Origin of the sequence: Pseudomonas sp. GXZC, from assembly GCF_026967615.1 — a bacterium.
Taxonomy (GTDB): domain Bacteria; phylum Pseudomonadota; class Gammaproteobacteria; order Pseudomonadales; family Pseudomonadaceae; genus Aquipseudomonas; species Aquipseudomonas azotoformans_A.
This window is the reverse complement of the sequence record NZ_CP114115.1, coordinates 4,135,962-4,153,578: the sequence shown is the minus strand read 5'-3', so window position 1 is coordinate 4,153,578 and position 17,617 is coordinate 4,135,962. Positions and strand designations below refer to the sequence as shown.

Below are 17,617 nucleotides of genomic sequence, written 5' to 3'. Positions count from 1 at the left end.
TGAACAGACAACAGGCGCCATTGCGGCGCCTGTTTTCGTTCTGCTCAGAGTCAGCCGGCGACAGCTTTGGCGATTGCCTCGCTGAACGCTGACAAATCGTCCGGTGTACGCGACGTTATCAACGTCCAACCATTGGCCTGGCATTCCTTGACCTCGGCATCGACCCAGCCTGCCGCACCCGCGTTTTCCAAGTCGATACGTACACTTTTATAGGAGGTCAGGGTCTTGCCCTTGATCACACCGGCATCAATCAATGCCCACGGACCGTGACAGATTGCCGCCACGGTTTTACCCGCTTTGACGAACTCATTGATTAACGTCAGCGCCGCTGCATCCTGGCGCAAGGTATCCGCGTTAACGGTGCCGCCGGGGATCACCAGTGCATCGAACTCACTGCCCGATAGCTCGGACAACTTCGCATCGGACTCAACTGTTGTGTCCTTTTCGGTATCACCGACGAAGGTCTGGGTGGTGCCGCCTTTGCTGGAACCATGGGTTACCGTTGCGCCAAATCCACGCAAGGCTTCCAGGGGTTTGAGCAGTTCATCGCGCTCGATACCGGTGTTGGATGTGATGACCAGAATCTTCTTGCCGTTAAGGTTTGTACTCATGATCGAGTGTCTCCTGATGGGGGTGCGAAGGATGGGATATGGGAGAGTTGATCCGGCCCGGGCGGCAAAGGTTTAAATTAATTTGCGCTTATTTCTTGGGTGGTTGGCGCGGCCAATTTCCTTGAACTATCCAAGGCGGGTGGCTTCTGTTGCACAGGTGCCCGACATTTTTGCGGGCATTCATTGATTGGAGAAACACCATGACTGTCGATAAGACCCCAGCACCTATCAGTTCCGAAGAAGCTCAGCAGGGCACTGATAAAGCCACAAAAGGCCAGACCCTGGAGCGCCCAAATCCCAACACCGAAACCGTCGACAAAGTGCTGACGCCCACCTCGATCAAGGACACCGAGCGCCAGACCGATGCCATCAATGAACAGGCTGCTAAGGCCGAGCGCAAGCTGGGCCACTGATCGTGGCTCGTTCTATCACCGCGTCGGAGTTGGGCATCGAGCTCAAACCCGACGATGATGGCGGCCTCTTCAAATGGTTTATCGCCAGCTTCCTGATGGGCAAGCGCATCCAGGCTCCGATTGCCGCACAGGCCTACAAGGTGATCGTTGAAGAGCAGGGCCGCGACACGGCGCGCAAGCTGCAGCACTGCACATCGCGTGAGTTGGTCGCCATGCTCGGACGCGCGCGTTATGTGCGCTATGACGAAACCACCGCACAACGTTTGCTCGACCTTAGTGCCAAGTTGAATGCTGAGTACGCAGGCAAGATCACCCACATGCGTAGAGCCAGTGATGACCGTCAGGCCTTCGAAAAACGCCTAGGGGAATTCGACGGTGTAGGGCCCAAGACCATTGAGATTTTCATGCGCGATGCCGCCAAGGTGCTGTTCTAATCATCACTTAGACTTCCACCCGCAACACTTCCAACCCCAGCTGCTCATACGCCTCCACACTCGGCACATGCCACTCCGTAATCAACGTGTGAATGCGACTGCACGGTGCCACCACAAAAGGCTCCACGGCACCGAGTTTGTCGGCCATGGTCACCGCTACCACATGGGAAGCGCTGTCGAGCAGTGCCTGCTTGACCGCCACTTCATCAAAATGCAGCGAGCTGATGCCCACTTGCGGGTGCAGCGCGCAGACGCCGGTAAATAGCAGGTCGGCCTTGATGCCCTGGATCATTCGCACGGTTTCATGGCCGCTGGTGGACAGCGTCGCCGGGTTGAGCTGGCCGCCCGTGAGGATCACTTTCACGTCAGGATGGTCGGCCAAAGCGATGGCGATCATCGGTGATGTCGTGACCACGGTGAGGCGGATCGAGCGCGGCAATGACTGGGCAATCTGCAGCGTGGTCGAGCCGGAATCGAACAGTACGATTTGCCCATCTTCCACACGGTCTGCCGCCAGCCGAGCGAGGTGGCGCTTGGCCTCATTGGTCTCGCCGACGCGGGTGAAAAAGTCTTTTCCGGTGTCCTTGGGCCGGGGCAGGGCGCCACCGTGGACGCGTTGCAACAGCCCGGCGGCGGCGAGTTCGCCGAGGTCGCGGCGGATGGTGTCCTGGGACACGGCAAAGTGTTCCACCAGCTCTGAGGCGGTGACTTTACCGTCGCGCTCCAGCAGCAATAGGATCTTCTGTTTGCGCAAAGAAGGCAGGTCGATGTCTTGGTGAGTGTTGTGCATGTTTGTGCGCTTTTTTGCGGGTTTATGCGAGATTAGCCGTGCAGCTATCTAAACGCAATGGCTGGTTGCGCAGCCGATGGGCGGTTACTCTCAGCATTCAGTTCAGGGAGAGGTGACCTAGATGCCGTTGATCACAACCATCGAAGATTTACGCAAGCTCGCGCAAAAACGTGTCCCACGGATGTTCTACGACTACGCCGATTCCGGCTCCTGGACTGAGAGCACCTACCGGGCAAATGAAAGCGATTTTGCCAGCATCAAGTTCCGCCAGCGCGTGGCGCGCAACATTGATGAACGCTCGATCCGCGCCACGATGATCGGCCAGGAGATGGCTATGCCGGTGGCACTGGCGCCTACCGGATTGGCCGGTATGCAGCACGCCGATGGCGAGATTCTGACCGCGCGTGCCGCCGCTGCATTTGGCCTGCGCTATACCTTGTCGACCATGAGTATCTGTTCTTTGGAAGACATCGCCGAGCACGTCGGCCAGCCGTTCTGGTTCCAGCTCTATGTGATGCGCGACCGCGCCTTTATCGCACAGTTGATCGAGCGCGCCAAGGCTGCCGGTGTGGATGCCCTGGTGCTGACCCTCGATCTGCAGATCCTCGGCCAGCGTCACAAGGATCTGATCAATGGCCTGTCGGCGCCACCGAAACTGACCTTGCCGAATATCCTCAACATGGCCACCAAGCCACGCTGGGTGATGGGCATGCTCGGCACTAAACGCCGGGGTTTTGGCAATATCGTCGGGCACGTGAACGGCGTGGCGGACATGAGTTCGCTGTCGTCCTGGACCGCCCAGCAATTCGACCCGCACCTGAGTTGGGACGATGTGGAGTGGATCAAGAAATGCTGGGGCGGCAAGCTGATCATCAAGGGCATCCTCGATGTGGAGGATGCTCGCCTGGCCGCGAACGCCGGCGCCGACGCACTGGTGGTGAGCAACCACGGTGGTCGTCAATTGGACGGTGCGCCTTCGAGCATCAGCCAGTTACCGGCGATTGTCGAAGCGGTGGGCGAGCGCATTGAGGTGTGGCTAGACGGTGGCATTCGTTCCGGCCAGGACGTGCTCAAGGCGATGGCATTGGGCGCCAAGGGCACCATGATCGGCCGCCCGCATTTGTATGGTTTGGGCGCGATGGGCGAGGCGGGTGTGACCAAGGCGCTTGAGATCATCGCCCGTGAGTTGGACGTGTCGATGGCCTTGTGTGGGTATAACGATATACGCGATGTGAATCGCGAGATTTTGTTGCCCGGTACATTTCCTGAAAGCGTTTGCTGAGCAAAAAAAACGTAAAAATATAAAAAGAGTTGTCCACGAAAACCGTGGGTATCTCTGTGGATAACTTTGCGAAGCCCCGGCAGGGTTGGCGATTTCGGCAGAGGTTATTATTTGATCAACTTCTGTTTTGGCCCAGCATGGGCAGGGTTTGCGCTTGACACGCAAGCGCGAACCCAGTGCCGAAATACGCTTTTACGAGTCGCCGCTGCGACCTGTGGAGTGTGTGACTACCTGCGTCGGCATCTTCGCTTGCATCAGCTTGTCCAGCGCCTGGCCATAGCTGCGACCCGCCAGGCTCATGCTGTTGTTATGGCTGGCACCGGGTACCAATAGCAGTCGCTTGGGTTCCTGGGCAGCTTCAAACAATTGCTGGCTGAAACGGGGCGGTACGTAGCGATCGTCCAGGCCATGCACCACCAGCAGCGGCATATGGATATCGGCAATCTTGTCGATGGAATCGAATTTCTGCGACAGCAACCAGCGCACCGGCAATGAGGTGTTCGCCACGGCCGTGGCCACATCCGCCAGCGACGTGAAGGTGGATTCGATCACCAGCCCGCGCACCGGCAGCGGTGTTTGCTTGCCCAACTCGGCAGCCAAATCGATGGCCACTGCGCCGCCGAGTGAGTGCCCGTAGATCAGGCGTTTATTCGGGTCCGGTTGCAGCACCTGGAAACGCTCCCAGGCGATGCGCGCGTCTTCATACACGGTGGTTTCCGACGGCAGTTCGCCGTGGCTCTGGCCGAAGCCGCGATAGTCGATAGCCAGGACCGAATAACCCAGGGCGTGCAGTTGCTCGATGCGAAACAGTTGCCCGGTCAGGTTCCAGCGCACGCCGTGCAGGTAGAGGATGGCGGGCGCGTCTTTCTTGTCCGCCGGGTACCACCAGCCATGGATATTCTGTCCGGCTTTGAAACTGGCCGGCTTGAGTTCGAATTCCTGCACTGCCTTGGGCAAGCCGCTGTACCAACTGGCGGTGCCCGGCTCGATGCGAAACACCAGCTCGCGCTCCTTGTGTTGCAGCACAGCACAGCCTACCGGCAGGCCGACGATCAACAACGCCATGCACACCAGGGGAAACCAGCGCAGGCTCAGGCGCGAGAAGAAACGAGAGGACATGAAGGTTCCAGGAAAAAGGTGAAGCAGGGGTTTTACCAGATGGCCCAATCAGGCAGGAATTAATTCGACAGCCGTCAACGGGGATTGCTTGCAAAGTATTACAGCATTGAACAAGGCGCGCCGAGGTTGTTAGGGTGGGCGGCCCGAACAGGAGAGCAAGCACATGGACTTCACAGGCAAAACAGCACTCGTCACTGGCGGTGCACGCGGGTTGGGGCTCAGTTACGCACGGGCTTTGGCCCAGGGCGGCGCACGGGTGGTGATCAGCGATATCGGTGCCGACAATGCCGGCGCGGGCAGCGATGCCTCGGTGGTCCAGGCAGCGGCAGAAACCCTGCAGGCCGACGGCTTGAACGTGCTCGGCCATGGGGGTGACTTGTCCACGAACGCGGGCTGCGAGCAACTGATCGCGTACGCCATCGAGGCCTTCGGCCAACTCGACATCTTGATTCACAACGCCGGCTGGGTCGGTTACCAGCCCATCGCCGACCTCGACGCCGCGTTCCTGCAACGCGCCATGGACATCAACCTCTACGCACCGCTATGGCTGTGCAAGCACGCCTGGCCGCACCTGCTGCGCTCACCTGCACCGCGCATCATCCTCACCACCTCCGACCGCGCCATGTATGCGCAATATGAGCAGACCGGCCTGGTGGCCTACAGCGCGGGCAAGATGGCGCAACTGGGGATCATGAACGCGTTGAGCCATGAGGGCGTGGAGGCCGGGATCAAGGTCAATGCAATCTCGCCGGTCGCCAAGACGCGCATGTGGGGCGTGACCGAAGAACCGGACGAACTCAAGCCCGAATGGGTGACGCCGGGGGTGCTGTTTCTCGCCTCTGAGCAGTGCGAGGACACGGGTTATATCCTGCGCGCCAGCAACGGCCAATTCACGGCCACGCGCTTCACCGAAAACCCAGGGGTGGACTACCCGCGCAACTTGGCACGGATCAAAGCGGGCAGCGCCGAAGCAGTCGCCGCTGCCTGGAACAGCATCAAACAAATACAACCTTTTTCTTGAGACGCCCAAGCATGGACAACAGCCCCGTTCGCATCACCGCCGAAGAGATCCTCTCGAAAAACTGGTACCTGCTGAAAAAATACAGCTTCGACCTGCGCCGCCGCGACGGCAGTTGGCAAGCCCAGACCCGCGAGGTGTACGACCGCGGCAATGGCGCGACCATCCTGCTGTACAACCGCGAGCAGCGCACCGTGTTGCTGATCCGCCAGTTTCGCATGCCGACGTTCGTAAACGACTACCCCGGCTACCTGATCGAAGCGGCAGCCGGCTTGCTCGACAATGCCAGCCCCGAAGAACGTATTCGCCTGGAAGCGGAAGAGGAAACCGGGTATCGCGTGGGGCATGTGGAGAAGATCTATGCGGCGTTCATGAGCCCGGGGTCGGTGACGGAGCGGATTCACTTTTTTATCGGTGAGTATCAGCCGGGGGATCGGGTGGGGAGTGGTGGCGGTTTGGAAGAGGAGGGTGAGGATATCGAGGTGTTGGAGCTGGGGTTTGAACAGGCGCTGGGGATGGTGCAGAGTGGGGAGATTGTGGATGGGAAGACGATTATGTTGTTGCAGCATTTGGAGTTGCGGATGCTCAAAGAAGGGTGGTGAGTGGGTTGATTGCTGTGTGAACTCGATCTCTGTGGTGAGCAGGTTTACCCTGCGTCGGGCTGCGGAGCAGCCCTAAAACAGACACTGCGATATAACAAAAAAAACCATTGCCTGGATTGGGGCCGCTTCGCGACCCAGCGCGAGCAAGCTCGCTCACTACAGGACGGTGGTATACGTTGAGTATTCATATGAAGAAAGACTCAGTTGAATTTTTCATAGTCTTGGGCACCTAGTGATGCTAGCCACTTTTTAAAGAAGTCAATCTGTTCTTGTGGGTTGTTTGTAAGGTTGTCCTCTTCATAATCGAACAGGTGAACGATGTTTTCGTTAGTTGCTTGCTTGCCTAGCGTCATTTCGTATGCGACAAGACCGGCACTCATTTGAGATGCCATTCTTGAGGGCTTGACATTTAACTTAGCACCTTTGCATAAAAATGTTATGTGGGGGAAGTCTGCCCTGATTTTTGCGAGGCAGACATACATGTCTCTTCCTTCGTAAATGGTTTTAAAATTATCAGCCTCTGAGAAAACCATGAGTGATTTCGATGTGTCATATTTTACAGTCACTTCTGTTTTCTGATTGCCGATTATTGCGGGTATTTTTTGCGTTTTCATTTTATTTCCTGTTTGGGTTCGGGATCGAATATCCTATATAACTTCCATCGGCTTTGACTGGTGTGGCTCCTAGAACGTCCTCGGGACTTATTTTGTGGTGAATGGCAAATTCTTTTTCTTTTGGATATGGTGTCTGGTTACCTAATTCTAAGTTTATATCATGTCCCTCGATACTTTTAAGCGTGTACAAATAACCCTTCTTCTCTCCGTAGCTAGTAGCAAAGGTGATACCTACTGTACGAAGAGGCGATGTACTAATAAAGTTGCTTGGTGGGTCATCGCTGTCAACGGCGTGCAAATATAGGTCCTCGCTGTTACCTTTGCTTTTGAAACCATTTTTAAATACCTCGCTTGGGGGGATTTTATCTCCGCGGAAAAGGTATTCCTCATCTCGATTTGGAGCCGGTGGGTTGGGCTCCGATTTCGTAATTGACGCTTGTGCTGAAGACTCTGGAGGGCCAGATGTGGGTTTGCATCCCCCTTCACCTGGACATCTGTTCAAACCCAGTGGATCCACCCACCCCGTAGGATTGGGCACGTATTGGTACGTATTAATCCCACCCGCCAGCTTCACCGGGTCCGGTGTCAGATAGCGACCAATATCCGGATTGTAATAGCGATGGCGGTTGTAGTGCAGCCCGCTTTCTGGGTCGAAGTATTGGCCCTGGAAACGTAGCGAATTGTCAATTTTGTTGATGTCGAGGCGGCTGATTTCGCCATAAGAACGGTAATGCGCAGACCAGACGATTTCGCCGTTGGCATCGGTGAGTTCCTGCGGCGTACCCAAGTGATCCAGTTGGTAGTGGTAGGCCTTGGTTTCCTTTGGACCAAAGCCTTCCAGCAGCGCCAATGGCCTGAAGCTGTCGGGTTCGTAGAGGTAACTGCGATGGCGATCCGCTTGGTGTTCGGCGATGAGTTTGTCGCCTTGCCAGAAAAACTCGGTAGTCACGCCATCAACGGTCTTGCTGATCCGCCGCCCAAACGGGTCATAGCGATAGCTGGCAGTCTGGCCGTTGGGTTTTTTAATCCCGATGAGCCGGTGCTGGCAGTCGTAGCGATACTCGGTGACGAGTTGGTGACCTTTGCCGCGCCGTTCGCGGATAAGGTTGCCGAAGGCGTCGTAGTCGTAGTGGTGGTCGCCTTGGATCATCAGGCGGTTGCCCGCCACGATGTCCGGGCCGGGGCGGTTTTGCATGAGCAGGTTGCCGGCCGGGTCGTGGGCGAAGCGTTCCAGTTCGCCTTGGGAGTGGTCGGCGTGGGTGAGGCGGTTGAGTGGGTCGTAGTGGTAGTGGTGTTCGCCTTTGTGGGTGTCGATCAGGCGGGTGAGGTTGCCGGCTTTGTCGTAGTCGTAGTGGCGTTGGTAAAGGGTATGTTGCTGTTGGGTGACGGCGTGGGCGTGCAGGCGTTGCTGGTCGTCGTAGTGGTAGTGACTGATCAGTTGGCCTTGTTGGCGCTGGTGTTCCTGGCCGGCTTTGAACAGGTGGGAGGTTAGGGTTTCACCGTTCAGCTCGACGGTGGAGAGGTGGCCGCCTTTGTCGTGGTTGAAGGTGAGACGGTTGTTGTCCGGTAACCGTAGGTTTTGCAGGTGGCCGCAGCTGTCGTAGCCATAGCGCAAGGTGCCCCAGCCCTGGTGTTCGGCGGTGAGACGGTTTTGGCTGTCGTACTCGTAGGCCAGCGCCCAGTGGCCGTCTTCGACGCTTAAGAGATTGCCCTGGCGGTCGTAGGCGTAATCGACCAAGTTGCCATCGGGCAGGGTTTTTCGTACGAGGCGTCCTGCATAGTCGCGCTCATAACGTGTAACCAGTTGACTACCGTCATCGCCGTGTTCGGTCTTTTCCTGCAGGTTGCCGTTGAGGTCGTAGACGTAAGCCGTGCGCTGGCCGTCAAACCCTGTTTCCTGTTGGATCAGGCCATTGGCGTGATACTGGAGTCGGTAGCTTTCTCCGACTTCGTTTTCGATCTCGGTCAGCAACAACCGCACATTGTCGTAACGGTATTTGACCTGAGTGCCGTCAGCGTTAATGCGCCGGCTGATCAGGTGTAGGCCGTCGGCGTATTCGTAGCGGGTAACGTGGCCGAGTTCATCCCGTTCGGAGGTGATTTTTCCGTAAGCGTTGTAGGTATATTTACGCGTATCACCGCTCGGCAAGACGATTTGGATTAATCGCCCAACTGTGCTCCATTCAAATTGCGTGAGCGCGCCGTGCTCATCTTCCTGGCTGATTTTTCGCCCAAGATCGTCATAGCGATAGCGCTTGATTCCGCCATTCGGCAACTGCTCCTCAAGCAACTGCCCACGCTCATTCCAGACCAGCCGATGACAGCTGTGATCCGGCAGCCAAACCTGCGTCAGTTGCCCACGTGTGTTGTAGCTGTACTCCGTTGAGTTACCGTCAGGATCGGTCCTACGCGTAACGTCGCCCTGGTCATTACGCTCATACTTCCAAATCGCCTGACCCCGCCTTACAACCCGTACGAATCCATTGTCATGCTCGTAGGTCGTCGGCTCATCATCCCCCGGAAACAACGCCACCAAACGCCCGGCTTCGTCGTACTGGTAGGCCGTGATCGCCCCCAACGGATCCTGCTCAACCGTCAGCCGGCCTTTGTCATCGTAGGATTTGAAATGTTGGGCCCCATCCGGATCCACCCGCCGCACCAGCCGCGCCCGCTGGTCATGCACGTAGACTTCCTGGCTGCCATCAGCGTTAAACACCGTGACCTGCCCGTTGTCATCCCAGGCATAGCGCGTGTCCATCTGCGAGAAACTGGCCCAATGCCGGACACATCGCGCCGCCTTACCAGACCGTTCCCACGCCCAGAAGAAACTCGCGCCACCGGCCAAGCCACGCTCAAGAATGACGTGCTGCTCGTCGTACCGATAAATCTCACTTTCGCCTACGGCATTGGTCGCTGAAACCAACCGACCCGCCGCGTCATAGGCGTAGGAAACAACGTTCTGCTCCGTCACCCAGACAAACGGACCGTCATCCACCGCCCGCTCAATCTGGTAATCCACCGCCACAATGCGACCCGACGCATAGCGCAAAAACAACGAGCGCCCGACGCCGTTATCCAGCCGCTCAATCTGCCCCAGGTAATTACGGAAAATGCGCAACCGGTTGTCATACGCATCGCTGATCGCCGTCAGCACGCCGTCGCGGAAGTGGTAGAAACGTGCCCCTTGAGACAGGACTAATTCATCGGGTAAAGCGCCCAGATAAATCGCGGCTTCGGCCAGGCTATTGGTAATCGCCGGCCGAGAAACCGTGGGCAAGGGCAGGGTAGTCGTGCGGTTCTCATGATCCGTCCACACCACCGAATCACCGGACACACTCAGCCGATGCGCCAGCGAGTGACTCCAGCCAAACCCCAACCCGCAATCCACTTCCACCGCGCTGGTGCGATACAACCGCGTCCACTCAAACGGCAAGATCCCGTCCAGCGTGCCATCGGTCAGCGTCAGCAGTTCCTCGCCCGTGACCATCGACACCGGGCAGCCGTTGGTGGCGGTCTTATCCGAAGAAGCAGCTGCATCCCCAGCCGGGTTTCGAGCAGAAACAGGCACATCGTCGACAGCCTCCTGGCGCACCAACACCGTCCGCTGCCTAACCTTATCCCGCACCAACGGCACAGGATTCGAAACCACCTGATCCCCAGCCTTCAACGGCACATCCGGAATCGTCCGAATCGGCGTCGCCGGGCTACCCAGCAATATCGGCTTCGCCACCTCCGCGTGATCATCCACACGAAATTTCCCGAACTGCCCTGCCATGTGCTCCAACCACCTGCGCGCCCGCTGAGACTTGATGCCGTCCAGCACCTTCGTACTCAAACGCACCGCCATCCCCATCCCGGCGGTGGCGAGACACAGCAGCAAATTGATCAGGACGTCGGCGCTGATTTCTCCCAGCAACTCGTTCATGTAAGGCGGCGGCAACATCCGCATCCAACTGACCATCGCCGACACATAAATGAACAGCAGCGGTTCATCGCTCAGCACCAACAAGCCCTTCGCGAGGCTTTCAGTGCCGAGCTTCAACAGCTTTTCGAATTCCTCCTGGGAGAGGTAATGCAGGAGTTTTTCCGCATAACCCATTGGGTCAGAAAGCCACTGGAACAGCTGCTTGAGGCTGTCCCAGAGCGCATACAGCGCCTCGCCAAAACCGCGGGCGTAGGCTTGGTGCAGCGAGAGATAGCGTTTGAGGAAGTTGGCTTCGGAATAACCCTCCCACAGCGGTTCAAAGGTGCTGCTCCATTCCGCACGCAGCCAACCTTCCAGCGGTGCGAGAACCGCCTGGTAAGAGGCGTACAGCGCCTTGAAATGCGTGTTGGAGACGTTGGGGTAGAAACTGACTCGGTACTGCTGGTTGCGATCACATTCGGTGATTTCGAGAATGCCGCTGGGGCCGATGGTTTTATGAATGGGCTCACCCAGCGGGCCGCCGTTGGGTTCGATGCGTTGCACCATCACGGGCGTATTGCCAATGGGCACGAAGCGTGAACTCTGGAACATGTGCACCAGGGTCAACGTGCCGTTGGCCTGGCAGGTGGCGGTGGTGGTGCTGGGAAACAGGGAGCGGTTGATCGGCGCGACCAGTGCTACTTCATCCCCGACCTTGAAGACTTGCTCGATATCCAGCGCCGAAAAGCTGAAAAAGCTCTCCGCCCAGGCGTCGTAGTGATTGAGGCTGCGCTTGAAATCGCGGATGACGGATTCGACGTCTCGCGTTTTCGAATCCAGGGTGGCCAGTACTAGATAACCAATGGTTTGGCTGGTCAATTCGATCATGAGACAGCCCCGTCCACCGGGGGCCCAACAAATAACGCCATCCGCAATCCCTCGCACTGTGTATTCAGGCGAGGGACTTTGCGGACCTTTGCAGGGGAGGGGAGTAGAGCTAATCCGGCAACCATGTGGGAGGTTTCGACAAACCTTGTCGTCCCCTACACGACTAGCGGCTATTGTCAGAAATTTCCCACAGGAGTACAAATGTACTCCATGACGACTCTAACCCCCCGCCGTACCGCCATCCTGACCTTTATCCGCGACCGCATCGCGCAGCAAGGCCAGCCTCCCAGCCTCGCCGAGATTGCCGAGGCGTTCGGCTTTGCCTCGCGCAGCGTGGCGCGCAAGCACGTGCTGGCGTTGACGGAAGCCGGGTTTATCGAGGTCAACCCGAACCAGGCACGCGGCATTCGCCTGCTCAACCAACCGAAGCGTCCAGAGTGGCTGGATGTGCCGGTACTCGGCCGTGTGGCGGCTGGTTTGCCCATCGGCGCCGATGCGGAGGTACACAACCGCTTGCAACTGGACCCGTCGACCTTCGCGAAAACCCCGGATTACCTGTTGCGGGTGCAGGGCGACTCGATGATCGAGGACGGCATTCTCGACGGTGACCTGGTGGGCGTGCGCCGCAGCGCCGAGGCCTTGAACGGGCAGATTGTGGTGGCGCGCCTGGACGGTGAAGTGACCATCAAGCGTTTCGAACGCCAGGGCGACAGCGTGCGCTTGCTGCCGCGCAACCCCGCGTACCAACCCATTGTGGTCGGGCCCGATCAGGACCTGGCGATCGAAGGGGTGTTCTGCGGTTTGGTGAGGCAAGGCTGATGGGCGCCGTGGTTGCGCTGGACACGCTGTTCAATGGCGGGCGTGTCTGGAAAGGCCGGCCTGCCGCGCCGCCGGCCAGTGTGCACCCCACCGGGTTGGCGGCGCTGGATGCGGTGTTGCCTACGGGCGGCTGGCCGGAGGCGGCCTTGAGTGAAATCCTCATGGCCAAGGAGGGGGTGGGCGAACTGCAACTGGTGCTGCCGACCCTGGCACGCTTATCAAAAATGGGGGAGCGCATTGTGTTGGTCGCGCCGCCCTACACGCCGTACCCCCATGCCTGGCAGAACGCCGGGGTGGACCTGCGCTTGCTGTCGGTGATCCAGGCCGAGGAGCGCGACGCCTTGTGGGCGGTGGAACAATGCCTGCGTTCCGGCAGTTGCGGCGCGGTGTTGTGCTGGCCACGCAAGGCCGATGATCGGGCGCTGCGGCGCCTGCAAGTGGCGGCGGAAACCGGACAGACCCTGGCGTTTGCCTGGCGTGCCTTGAGTGAGGCGATCAACTCATCGCCTGCCGCCTTGCGCCTGGCCGTGGAAGCCAAACCCGCGCAGGTGCGCGTGCTCAAGTGCCGGGGCGGCCTGGCCCATCCGGCACCGATTGCGCTGGCGGGGCATTGAGGTTGCCATGCGCTGGGTGTGTATTGTCTTCCCGCAATTGGCGCTGGACGGGGTGCAGCGTGTGCACCCCGAGCCAGACCAACCCCTGGTCTTGCTGGCCGGCACGCCGCAACGCCGTGTGCTGCAAACCGTCAACGATGCCGCTCGCGCCCTGGGCCTGCGCCCCGGCCAATCCCTGACGGCGGCGCATGCGCTGGCCAAGAACTTTGCCAGTGCCGAATACGATCCCGCCGAGATCGAACGCTACCAGCAGTTCCTCGCGGCCTGGGCCTATCAGTTCAGCTCCCAGGTCAGCCTGTATTATCCGCGTGCCTTGTTGTTCGAGATCGAGTCGAGCCTGGGGCTGTTCGGGCCATGGCCACGCCTCGAGGCGCGCTTGCGCAAGGAATTGACCGAACTGGGTTTTCGTCACCGTATCGTCGCTGCGCCTAACCCGGTAGCGGCGCGGGTGCTGGCGAATATCAAGGATGGCCTGGCGGTGCAGGATGACGGCTTGATGCAGGCTCTGGCGCCGTTGCCCATCGACCGCGCCGGCCTCGACCCACAGGCCGCCACGGCTTTGTCGCGCATGGGCCTGCGCACATTGGCCCAGGTGCAGGCGCTGCCTCGGCACACCCTGGCACGCCGCTTTGAGGCCAGCCTGCTCAAGCACCTGGACGCACTGGCCGGGCAGCGGCCGCTGGGCTTGGCGTTCTATCAGCCGCCAGACCGGTTCGATGTGCGTATCGAGCTGAATTTTGACGTGCAATCCCATCAGGCGCTGCTGTTTCCGTTAAGGCGTTTGACGGGCGATCTGTCTGCGTTTCTGTGTGGCCGCGACAGTGGCGTGCAGCGTTTCGACCTGCATTTGGAACACGCTCAGGCGCCCGACAGCGTGATCAAGGTCGGCCTGCTCAGTGCCGAGCGTGAACCGGCGATGCTGTTTGAATTGGCCCGCGGCCGCCTGGAGCAAGTCCAGGTCACCTCACCGGTACGTGGCTTTCGCCTGGTGGCCCAGGACCTGCCGGTGTTTGTGCCCCAGCGTCAAGACCTGTTCGACGACCGCCCGCAGCAAACCCTGCCGTGGGAGCAATTGCGCGAACGCCTGCGTGCCCGCTTGGGCGATGAGGCGGTGCAGGGCTTGCGCTTTCACGCCGACCACCGCCCCGAATGCGCCTGGCAAGCGACGGCGGATAAAAATCCGTGCCCAACCTTGAACACAGTGCAGCGCCCCGGTTGGCTACTGAGCGAACCGACCTTGTTGGGCGAGCAGGGCGTGCAGATCCTCATGGGCCCGGAACGCATCGAGTCCGGCTGGTGGGACGGCGCTGATATCCGTCGCGACTACTACCTGATCCAGACCCGCGCCGGTCAGCAAGGCTGGGCCTTTCGCACCGTGGGGCAGGGCGAAGGCCTGTGGCTGCAGGGCTGGTTTGCATGAGCTACGCCGAGCTGCACTGCCTGTCCAACTTCAGCTTCCAGCGCGGCGCTTCCAGTGCGCTGGAACTGTTCGAGCGCGCCAAGCGCCAAGGCTACAGCGCCCTGGCGATCACCGACGAATGCACCTTGTCCGGCATCGTGCGTGCCTGGCAGGCGGCGAAGGCGGTGGAGTTGCCGTTGATCATCGGCAGCGAGGTGCGCATCGACAACGGTCCGAAACTGGTGCTGCTGGTGGAAAACCTCAGCGGCTACCAGCACCTGTGCCGCTTGATCACCCTGGCCCGGCGGCGTGCCGAAAAAGGCCGCTATCGTCTGCTGCGCGAGGACTTCGAGCAACCGCTGCCCGGCCTGCTGGCGCTGTGGGTGGCCGAAGACAGCGACACCCAGTCCGACGTCCAATGGCTGTGCCGAACCTTCGCCGAACGCCTGTGGCTGGCGGTGCACCTGCATTGCGGCCAGGACGATGCTCGCTATCTGGAACAACGCCTGCAATTGGCTGCCAGCCTGCACATCCCGGCAGTGGCGTGCGGCGATGTGCACATGCATGCGCGCGGTCGCCGCGCGCTGCAAGACACCATGACCGCCATTCGCCATCACGTCCCGGTGGCCGAAGCCGGTACTCGGCTGCACCCCAATGGCGAGCGGCACCTGCGCAGCCTGGAAGCGTTAGGCGCGCTGTATCCCGCGTCGTTGCTCGACGAAACCCAGGTCATCGCCCGCCGCTGCACCTTTGACCTCAGCCAATTGCGCTATCACTATCCGCGCGAACTGGTGCCTGCCGGCCACAATGCCAAATCCTGGCTGCGCGCCGTGACCGAAGAGGGCATCGCCAAACGTTGGCCGCAGGGTGTCGACGCCAAGACCTTGCAGCAGATCGACAGCGAGCTGGAGTTGATCAGCGAGTTGGGTTACGAAAGCTATTTCCTCACGGTTCACGACATTGTGCAGTTTGCCCGCAGCCGGTCGATCCTGTGCCAGGGACGCGGCTCGGCGGCCAACTCGGCGGTGTGTTTTGCCTTGGGCATCACCGAGATCGACCCGAGCCTGACCAGTATGTTGTTCGAGCGTTTTCTCTCCAGGGAGCGCAATGAGCCGCCGGATATCGACGTGGACTTCGAACACGAACGCCGCGAAGAAGTGCTGCAATACGTGTTCCAGCGTTACGGCCGCACGCGCGCGGCGCTGACGGCGGTGGTCAGCAGTTACCACGCGTCCGGCGCGGTGCGCGATGTGGCCAAAGCCTTGGGGTTGCCGCCCGACCAGATCAACGCCCTGGCCGACTGCTGCGGGCGCTGGAGTGACGAAGCGCCTCCGCTGGAGCGCCTGCGTGAAGGCGGCTTCGACCCCGACAGCCCGATCCTGCGCCGCGTGCTCACGCTGACCCAGCAGTTGATCGGCTTCCCCCGGCACCTGTCCCAGCACCCTGGCGGCTTCGTGATTTCCGAATACCCACTGGACACCCTGGTGCCGGTGGAAAATGCCGCCATGGCCGAGCGCACCATCATCCAGTGGGACAAGGACGACCTAGACGCCGTCGGCCTGCTCAAAGTGGATATCCTCGCCCTGGGCATGCTCAGTGCGATCCGCCGCTGTTTCGATCTGCTGCGCCGCCATCGCAACCGTGACATGAGCCTGGCGTCGGTGCCCAAGGAAGATCCGGCCACTTACGCGATGATCAGCAAGGCCGACACCATCGGCGTGTTCCAGATCGAGTCGCGGGCGCAGATGTCGATGCTGCCCAGGCTCAAGCCGCAGACGTTCTATGACCTGGTGATCGAGGTCGCCATCGTAAGGCCGGGGCCGATCCAGGGCGGCATGGTGCACCCGTATTTGCGGCGGCGGAACAAGGAGGAGGCAACCACTTACCCTTCGCCGGAACTGGAAGTGGTGTTGAAACGTACCCTGGGCATTCCGCTGTTCCAGGAACAGGTGATGCAGATCGCCATGGTCGCCGCCGACTACAGCCCCGGTGAGGCCGACCAGTTGCGCCGTTCCATGGCCGCCTGGAAACGCCACGGTGGCCTGGAGCCGCACCAGGCACGCCTGCGCACCGGTATGCTGAAAAACGGTTACACCGAGGCCTTTGCCGCGCAGATCTTCGAGCAGATCAAGGGCTTTGGCAGCTATGGCTTCCCCGAGTCCCACGCGGCCAGTTTCGCCTTGTTGACCTACGCCAGTTGCTGGCTCAAGTGCCATGAGCCGGCGGCGTTTGCCTGTGCGTTGCTCAACAGCTGGCCCATGGGTTTCTACAGCCCGGACCAGATCCTGCAGGACGCGCGGCGTCATCGCTTGCAGATCCGCCCGGTGGACGTGCAGGACAGCGACTGGGATTGCAGCCTGGAGCCGATCGACGGCGCACAGCCGGCGATTCGCATGGGCTTGCGCATGATCGCAGGGTTTCGTGAGGAGGATGCGCGGCGCATCGAAGCGGCGCGCCAATATCAGGCGTTCAGCGATATTGCCGACCTGGACGCGCGTGCCGGGCTGGATGCACGCGCCCAGGCACTGCTGGCGGATGCCGGCGCCTTGCGCGCCCTGGCCGGCAACCGGCACAACGCGCGTTGGGAAGTGGCCGGCGTGCACAAGCAACTCGGGCTGTTTGCCGGCCTGCCAAGCCCGGACGAAGCCGTGGTGGAGTTACCGACGCCTACCGTGGGCGAGGACCTGCACGCCGACTACGCCACGGTCGGCACCACCCTGGGCCCGCATCCATTGGCGTTGTTGCGGGCGGAACTGCGCAAGCGGCGCTGCCGTAGTTCCCAGGAGCTGATGGCGGTGGAGCATGGGCGCAATGTCAGCGTCGCGGGGCTGGTCACCGGTCGTCAGCGTCCGGGCACGGCGAGCGGGGTGACCTTTGTCACCCTGGAAGATGAATTCGGCAACCTCAATGTGGTGGTCTGGCGTGACCTGGCTGAGCGTCAACGCCAGGCATTGGTCGGCTCGCGGTTGTTGAAAGTGGACGGCCGCTGGGAAGCGGTGGGCGAAGTGCGGCACCTGATCGCCGGGCGTCTCACCGACCTGACGCCGTTACTGGAAGGCATCCATGTGCGCAGCCGGGATTTTCATTAGGGCCAGTGGCTTCTGCGGCCA

14 protein-coding genes are annotated in these 17,617 nt (G+C 60.0%); 9 read left to right on the top strand and 5 right to left on the bottom strand.

The window, feature by feature from the left end:
* Positions 1–50: 50 nt before the first annotated feature.
* Positions 51–611 (bottom strand): type 1 glutamine amidotransferase domain-containing protein, encoded by a 561-nt coding sequence (locus OZ428_RS19180; protein WP_269130917.1) that lies wholly within the window; start codon positions 609–611, stop codon positions 51–53.
* 200 nt (positions 612–811) lie between these two features.
* On the opposite strand from OZ428_RS19180, the gene OZ428_RS19175 reads away from it, so the two are divergent.
* Both OZ428_RS19175 and OZ428_RS19170 read left to right on the top strand, forming a co-directional pair.
* The gene (locus OZ428_RS19175) at positions 812–1,024 is read left to right on the top strand and encodes a hypothetical protein (protein WP_269130916.1); all 213 of its coding nucleotides are present in this window, start codon (positions 812–814) and stop codon (positions 1,022–1,024) included.
* Between the two features lie 2 nt (positions 1,025–1,026).
* Entirely contained in the window at positions 1,027–1,458 is a 432-nt protein-coding gene (locus OZ428_RS19170) for a DNA methylase (RefSeq protein WP_269130915.1), read from the top strand.
* Between the two features lie 7 nt (positions 1,459–1,465).
* Here the strand turns inward: OZ428_RS19170 and OZ428_RS19165 are convergent, their stop codons facing one another.
* Positions 1,466–2,248 (bottom strand): DeoR/GlpR family DNA-binding transcription regulator, encoded by a 783-nt coding sequence (locus tag OZ428_RS19165; protein WP_033901874.1) that lies wholly within the window; start codon positions 2,246–2,248, stop codon positions 1,466–1,468.
* A gap of 121 nt (positions 2,249–2,369) precedes the next feature.
* Here OZ428_RS19165 and OZ428_RS19160 point away from each other — a divergent pair, with 121 nt between their 5' ends.
* The gene (locus OZ428_RS19160; RefSeq protein WP_269130914.1) at positions 2,370–3,530 is read left to right on the top strand and encodes an alpha-hydroxy acid oxidase; all 1,161 of its coding nucleotides are present in this window, start codon (positions 2,370–2,372) and stop codon (positions 3,528–3,530) included.
* A 192-nt stretch (positions 3,531–3,722) separates the two neighbouring features.
* On the opposite strand, the gene OZ428_RS19155 is transcribed toward OZ428_RS19160, so the two are convergent.
* Positions 3,723–4,649, bottom strand: a complete 927-nt coding sequence (locus OZ428_RS19155; RefSeq protein ID WP_269130913.1) for an alpha/beta hydrolase — start codon at positions 4,647–4,649, stop codon at positions 3,723–3,725.
* A gap of 163 nt (positions 4,650–4,812) precedes the next feature.
* Here OZ428_RS19155 and OZ428_RS19150 point away from each other — a divergent pair, with 163 nt between their 5' ends.
* Both OZ428_RS19150 and OZ428_RS19145 read left to right on the top strand, forming a co-directional pair.
* A complete protein-coding gene (locus tag OZ428_RS19150; protein ID WP_269130912.1) occupies positions 4,813–5,670 on the top strand; it encodes an SDR family NAD(P)-dependent oxidoreductase in 858 nt (285 codons plus the stop codon).
* A gap of 11 nt (positions 5,671–5,681) precedes the next feature.
* A complete protein-coding gene (locus tag OZ428_RS19145) occupies positions 5,682–6,269 on the top strand; it encodes an NUDIX domain-containing protein (RefSeq protein ID WP_269130911.1) in 588 nt (195 codons plus the stop codon).
* Between the two features lie 200 nt (positions 6,270–6,469).
* Here the strand turns inward: OZ428_RS19145 and OZ428_RS19140 are convergent, their stop codons facing one another.
* Entirely contained in the window at positions 6,470–6,883 is a 414-nt protein-coding gene (locus OZ428_RS19140) for a hypothetical protein (protein WP_038846883.1), read from the bottom strand.
* 1 nt (position 6,884) lies between these two features.
* A complete protein-coding gene (locus OZ428_RS19135) occupies positions 6,885–11,675 on the bottom strand; it encodes an RHS repeat-associated core domain-containing protein (protein WP_269130910.1) in 4,791 nt (1,596 codons plus the stop codon).
* Between the two features lie 201 nt (positions 11,676–11,876).
* On the opposite strand from OZ428_RS19135, the gene lexA reads away from it, so the two are divergent.
* From lexA to OZ428_RS19115, 4 genes are read left to right on the top strand one after another with little or no spacing between them, the layout of a single operon-like run.
* Entirely contained in the window at positions 11,877–12,494 is a 618-nt protein-coding gene (gene lexA, locus OZ428_RS19130; RefSeq protein WP_033901881.1) for a transcriptional repressor LexA, read from the top strand.
* Complete coding sequence (gene imuA / locus OZ428_RS19125; protein ID WP_033901882.1) at positions 12,494–13,108, top strand: translesion DNA synthesis-associated protein ImuA; 615 nt, start codon at positions 12,494–12,496, stop codon at positions 13,106–13,108. The genes lexA and imuA overlap by 1 nt, the downstream gene beginning before the upstream one ends.
* Positions 13,109–13,115: 7 nt before the next feature.
* Positions 13,116–14,528, top strand: coding sequence for a Y-family DNA polymerase (locus tag OZ428_RS19120; RefSeq protein WP_269130909.1), 1,413 nt, complete (start codon positions 13,116–13,118; stop codon positions 14,526–14,528).
* Positions 14,504–17,596: an error-prone DNA polymerase gene (locus tag OZ428_RS19115; RefSeq protein WP_269130908.1), complete on the top strand. Its 3,093-nt coding sequence runs from the start codon at positions 14,504–14,506 to the stop codon at positions 17,594–17,596. The genes OZ428_RS19120 and OZ428_RS19115 overlap by 25 nt, the downstream gene beginning before the upstream one ends.
* The last annotated feature ends 21 nt before the right edge of the window (positions 17,597–17,617 follow it).

Excerpts from the sequence above, each read along its gene's own strand:
- imuA (WP_033901882.1), top strand. The coding sequence starts at position 12,494 with ATGGGCGCCGTGGTTGCGCTGGACACGCTGTTCAATGGCGGGCGTGTC.
- OZ428_RS19140 (WP_038846883.1), bottom strand. The coding sequence starts at position 6,883 with ATGAAAACGCAAAAAATACCCGCAATAATCGGCAATCAGAAAACAGAA.
- OZ428_RS19120 (WP_269130909.1), top strand. The coding sequence starts at position 13,116 with ATGCGCTGGGTGTGTATTGTCTTCCCGCAATTGGCGCTGGACGGGGTG.
- lexA (WP_033901881.1), top strand. The coding sequence starts at position 11,877 with ATGTACTCCATGACGACTCTAACCCCCCGCCGTACCGCCATCCTGACC.
- OZ428_RS19165 (WP_033901874.1), bottom strand. The coding sequence starts at position 2,248 with ATGCACAACACTCACCAAGACATCGACCTGCCTTCTTTGCGCAAACAG.
- OZ428_RS19160 (WP_269130914.1), top strand. The coding sequence starts at position 2,370 with ATGCCGTTGATCACAACCATCGAAGATTTACGCAAGCTCGCGCAAAAA.
- OZ428_RS19150 (WP_269130912.1), top strand. The coding sequence starts at position 4,813 with ATGGACTTCACAGGCAAAACAGCACTCGTCACTGGCGGTGCACGCGGG.
- OZ428_RS19135 (WP_269130910.1), bottom strand. The coding sequence starts at position 11,675 with ATGATCGAATTGACCAGCCAAACCATTGGTTATCTAGTACTGGCCACC.
- OZ428_RS19155 (WP_269130913.1), bottom strand. The coding sequence starts at position 4,649 with ATGTCCTCTCGTTTCTTCTCGCGCCTGAGCCTGCGCTGGTTTCCCCTG.
- OZ428_RS19175 (WP_269130916.1), top strand. The coding sequence starts at position 812 with ATGACTGTCGATAAGACCCCAGCACCTATCAGTTCCGAAGAAGCTCAG.
- OZ428_RS19180 (WP_269130917.1), bottom strand. The coding sequence starts at position 611 with ATGAGTACAAACCTTAACGGCAAGAAGATTCTGGTCATCACATCCAAC.
- OZ428_RS19145 (WP_269130911.1), top strand. The coding sequence starts at position 5,682 with ATGGACAACAGCCCCGTTCGCATCACCGCCGAAGAGATCCTCTCGAAA.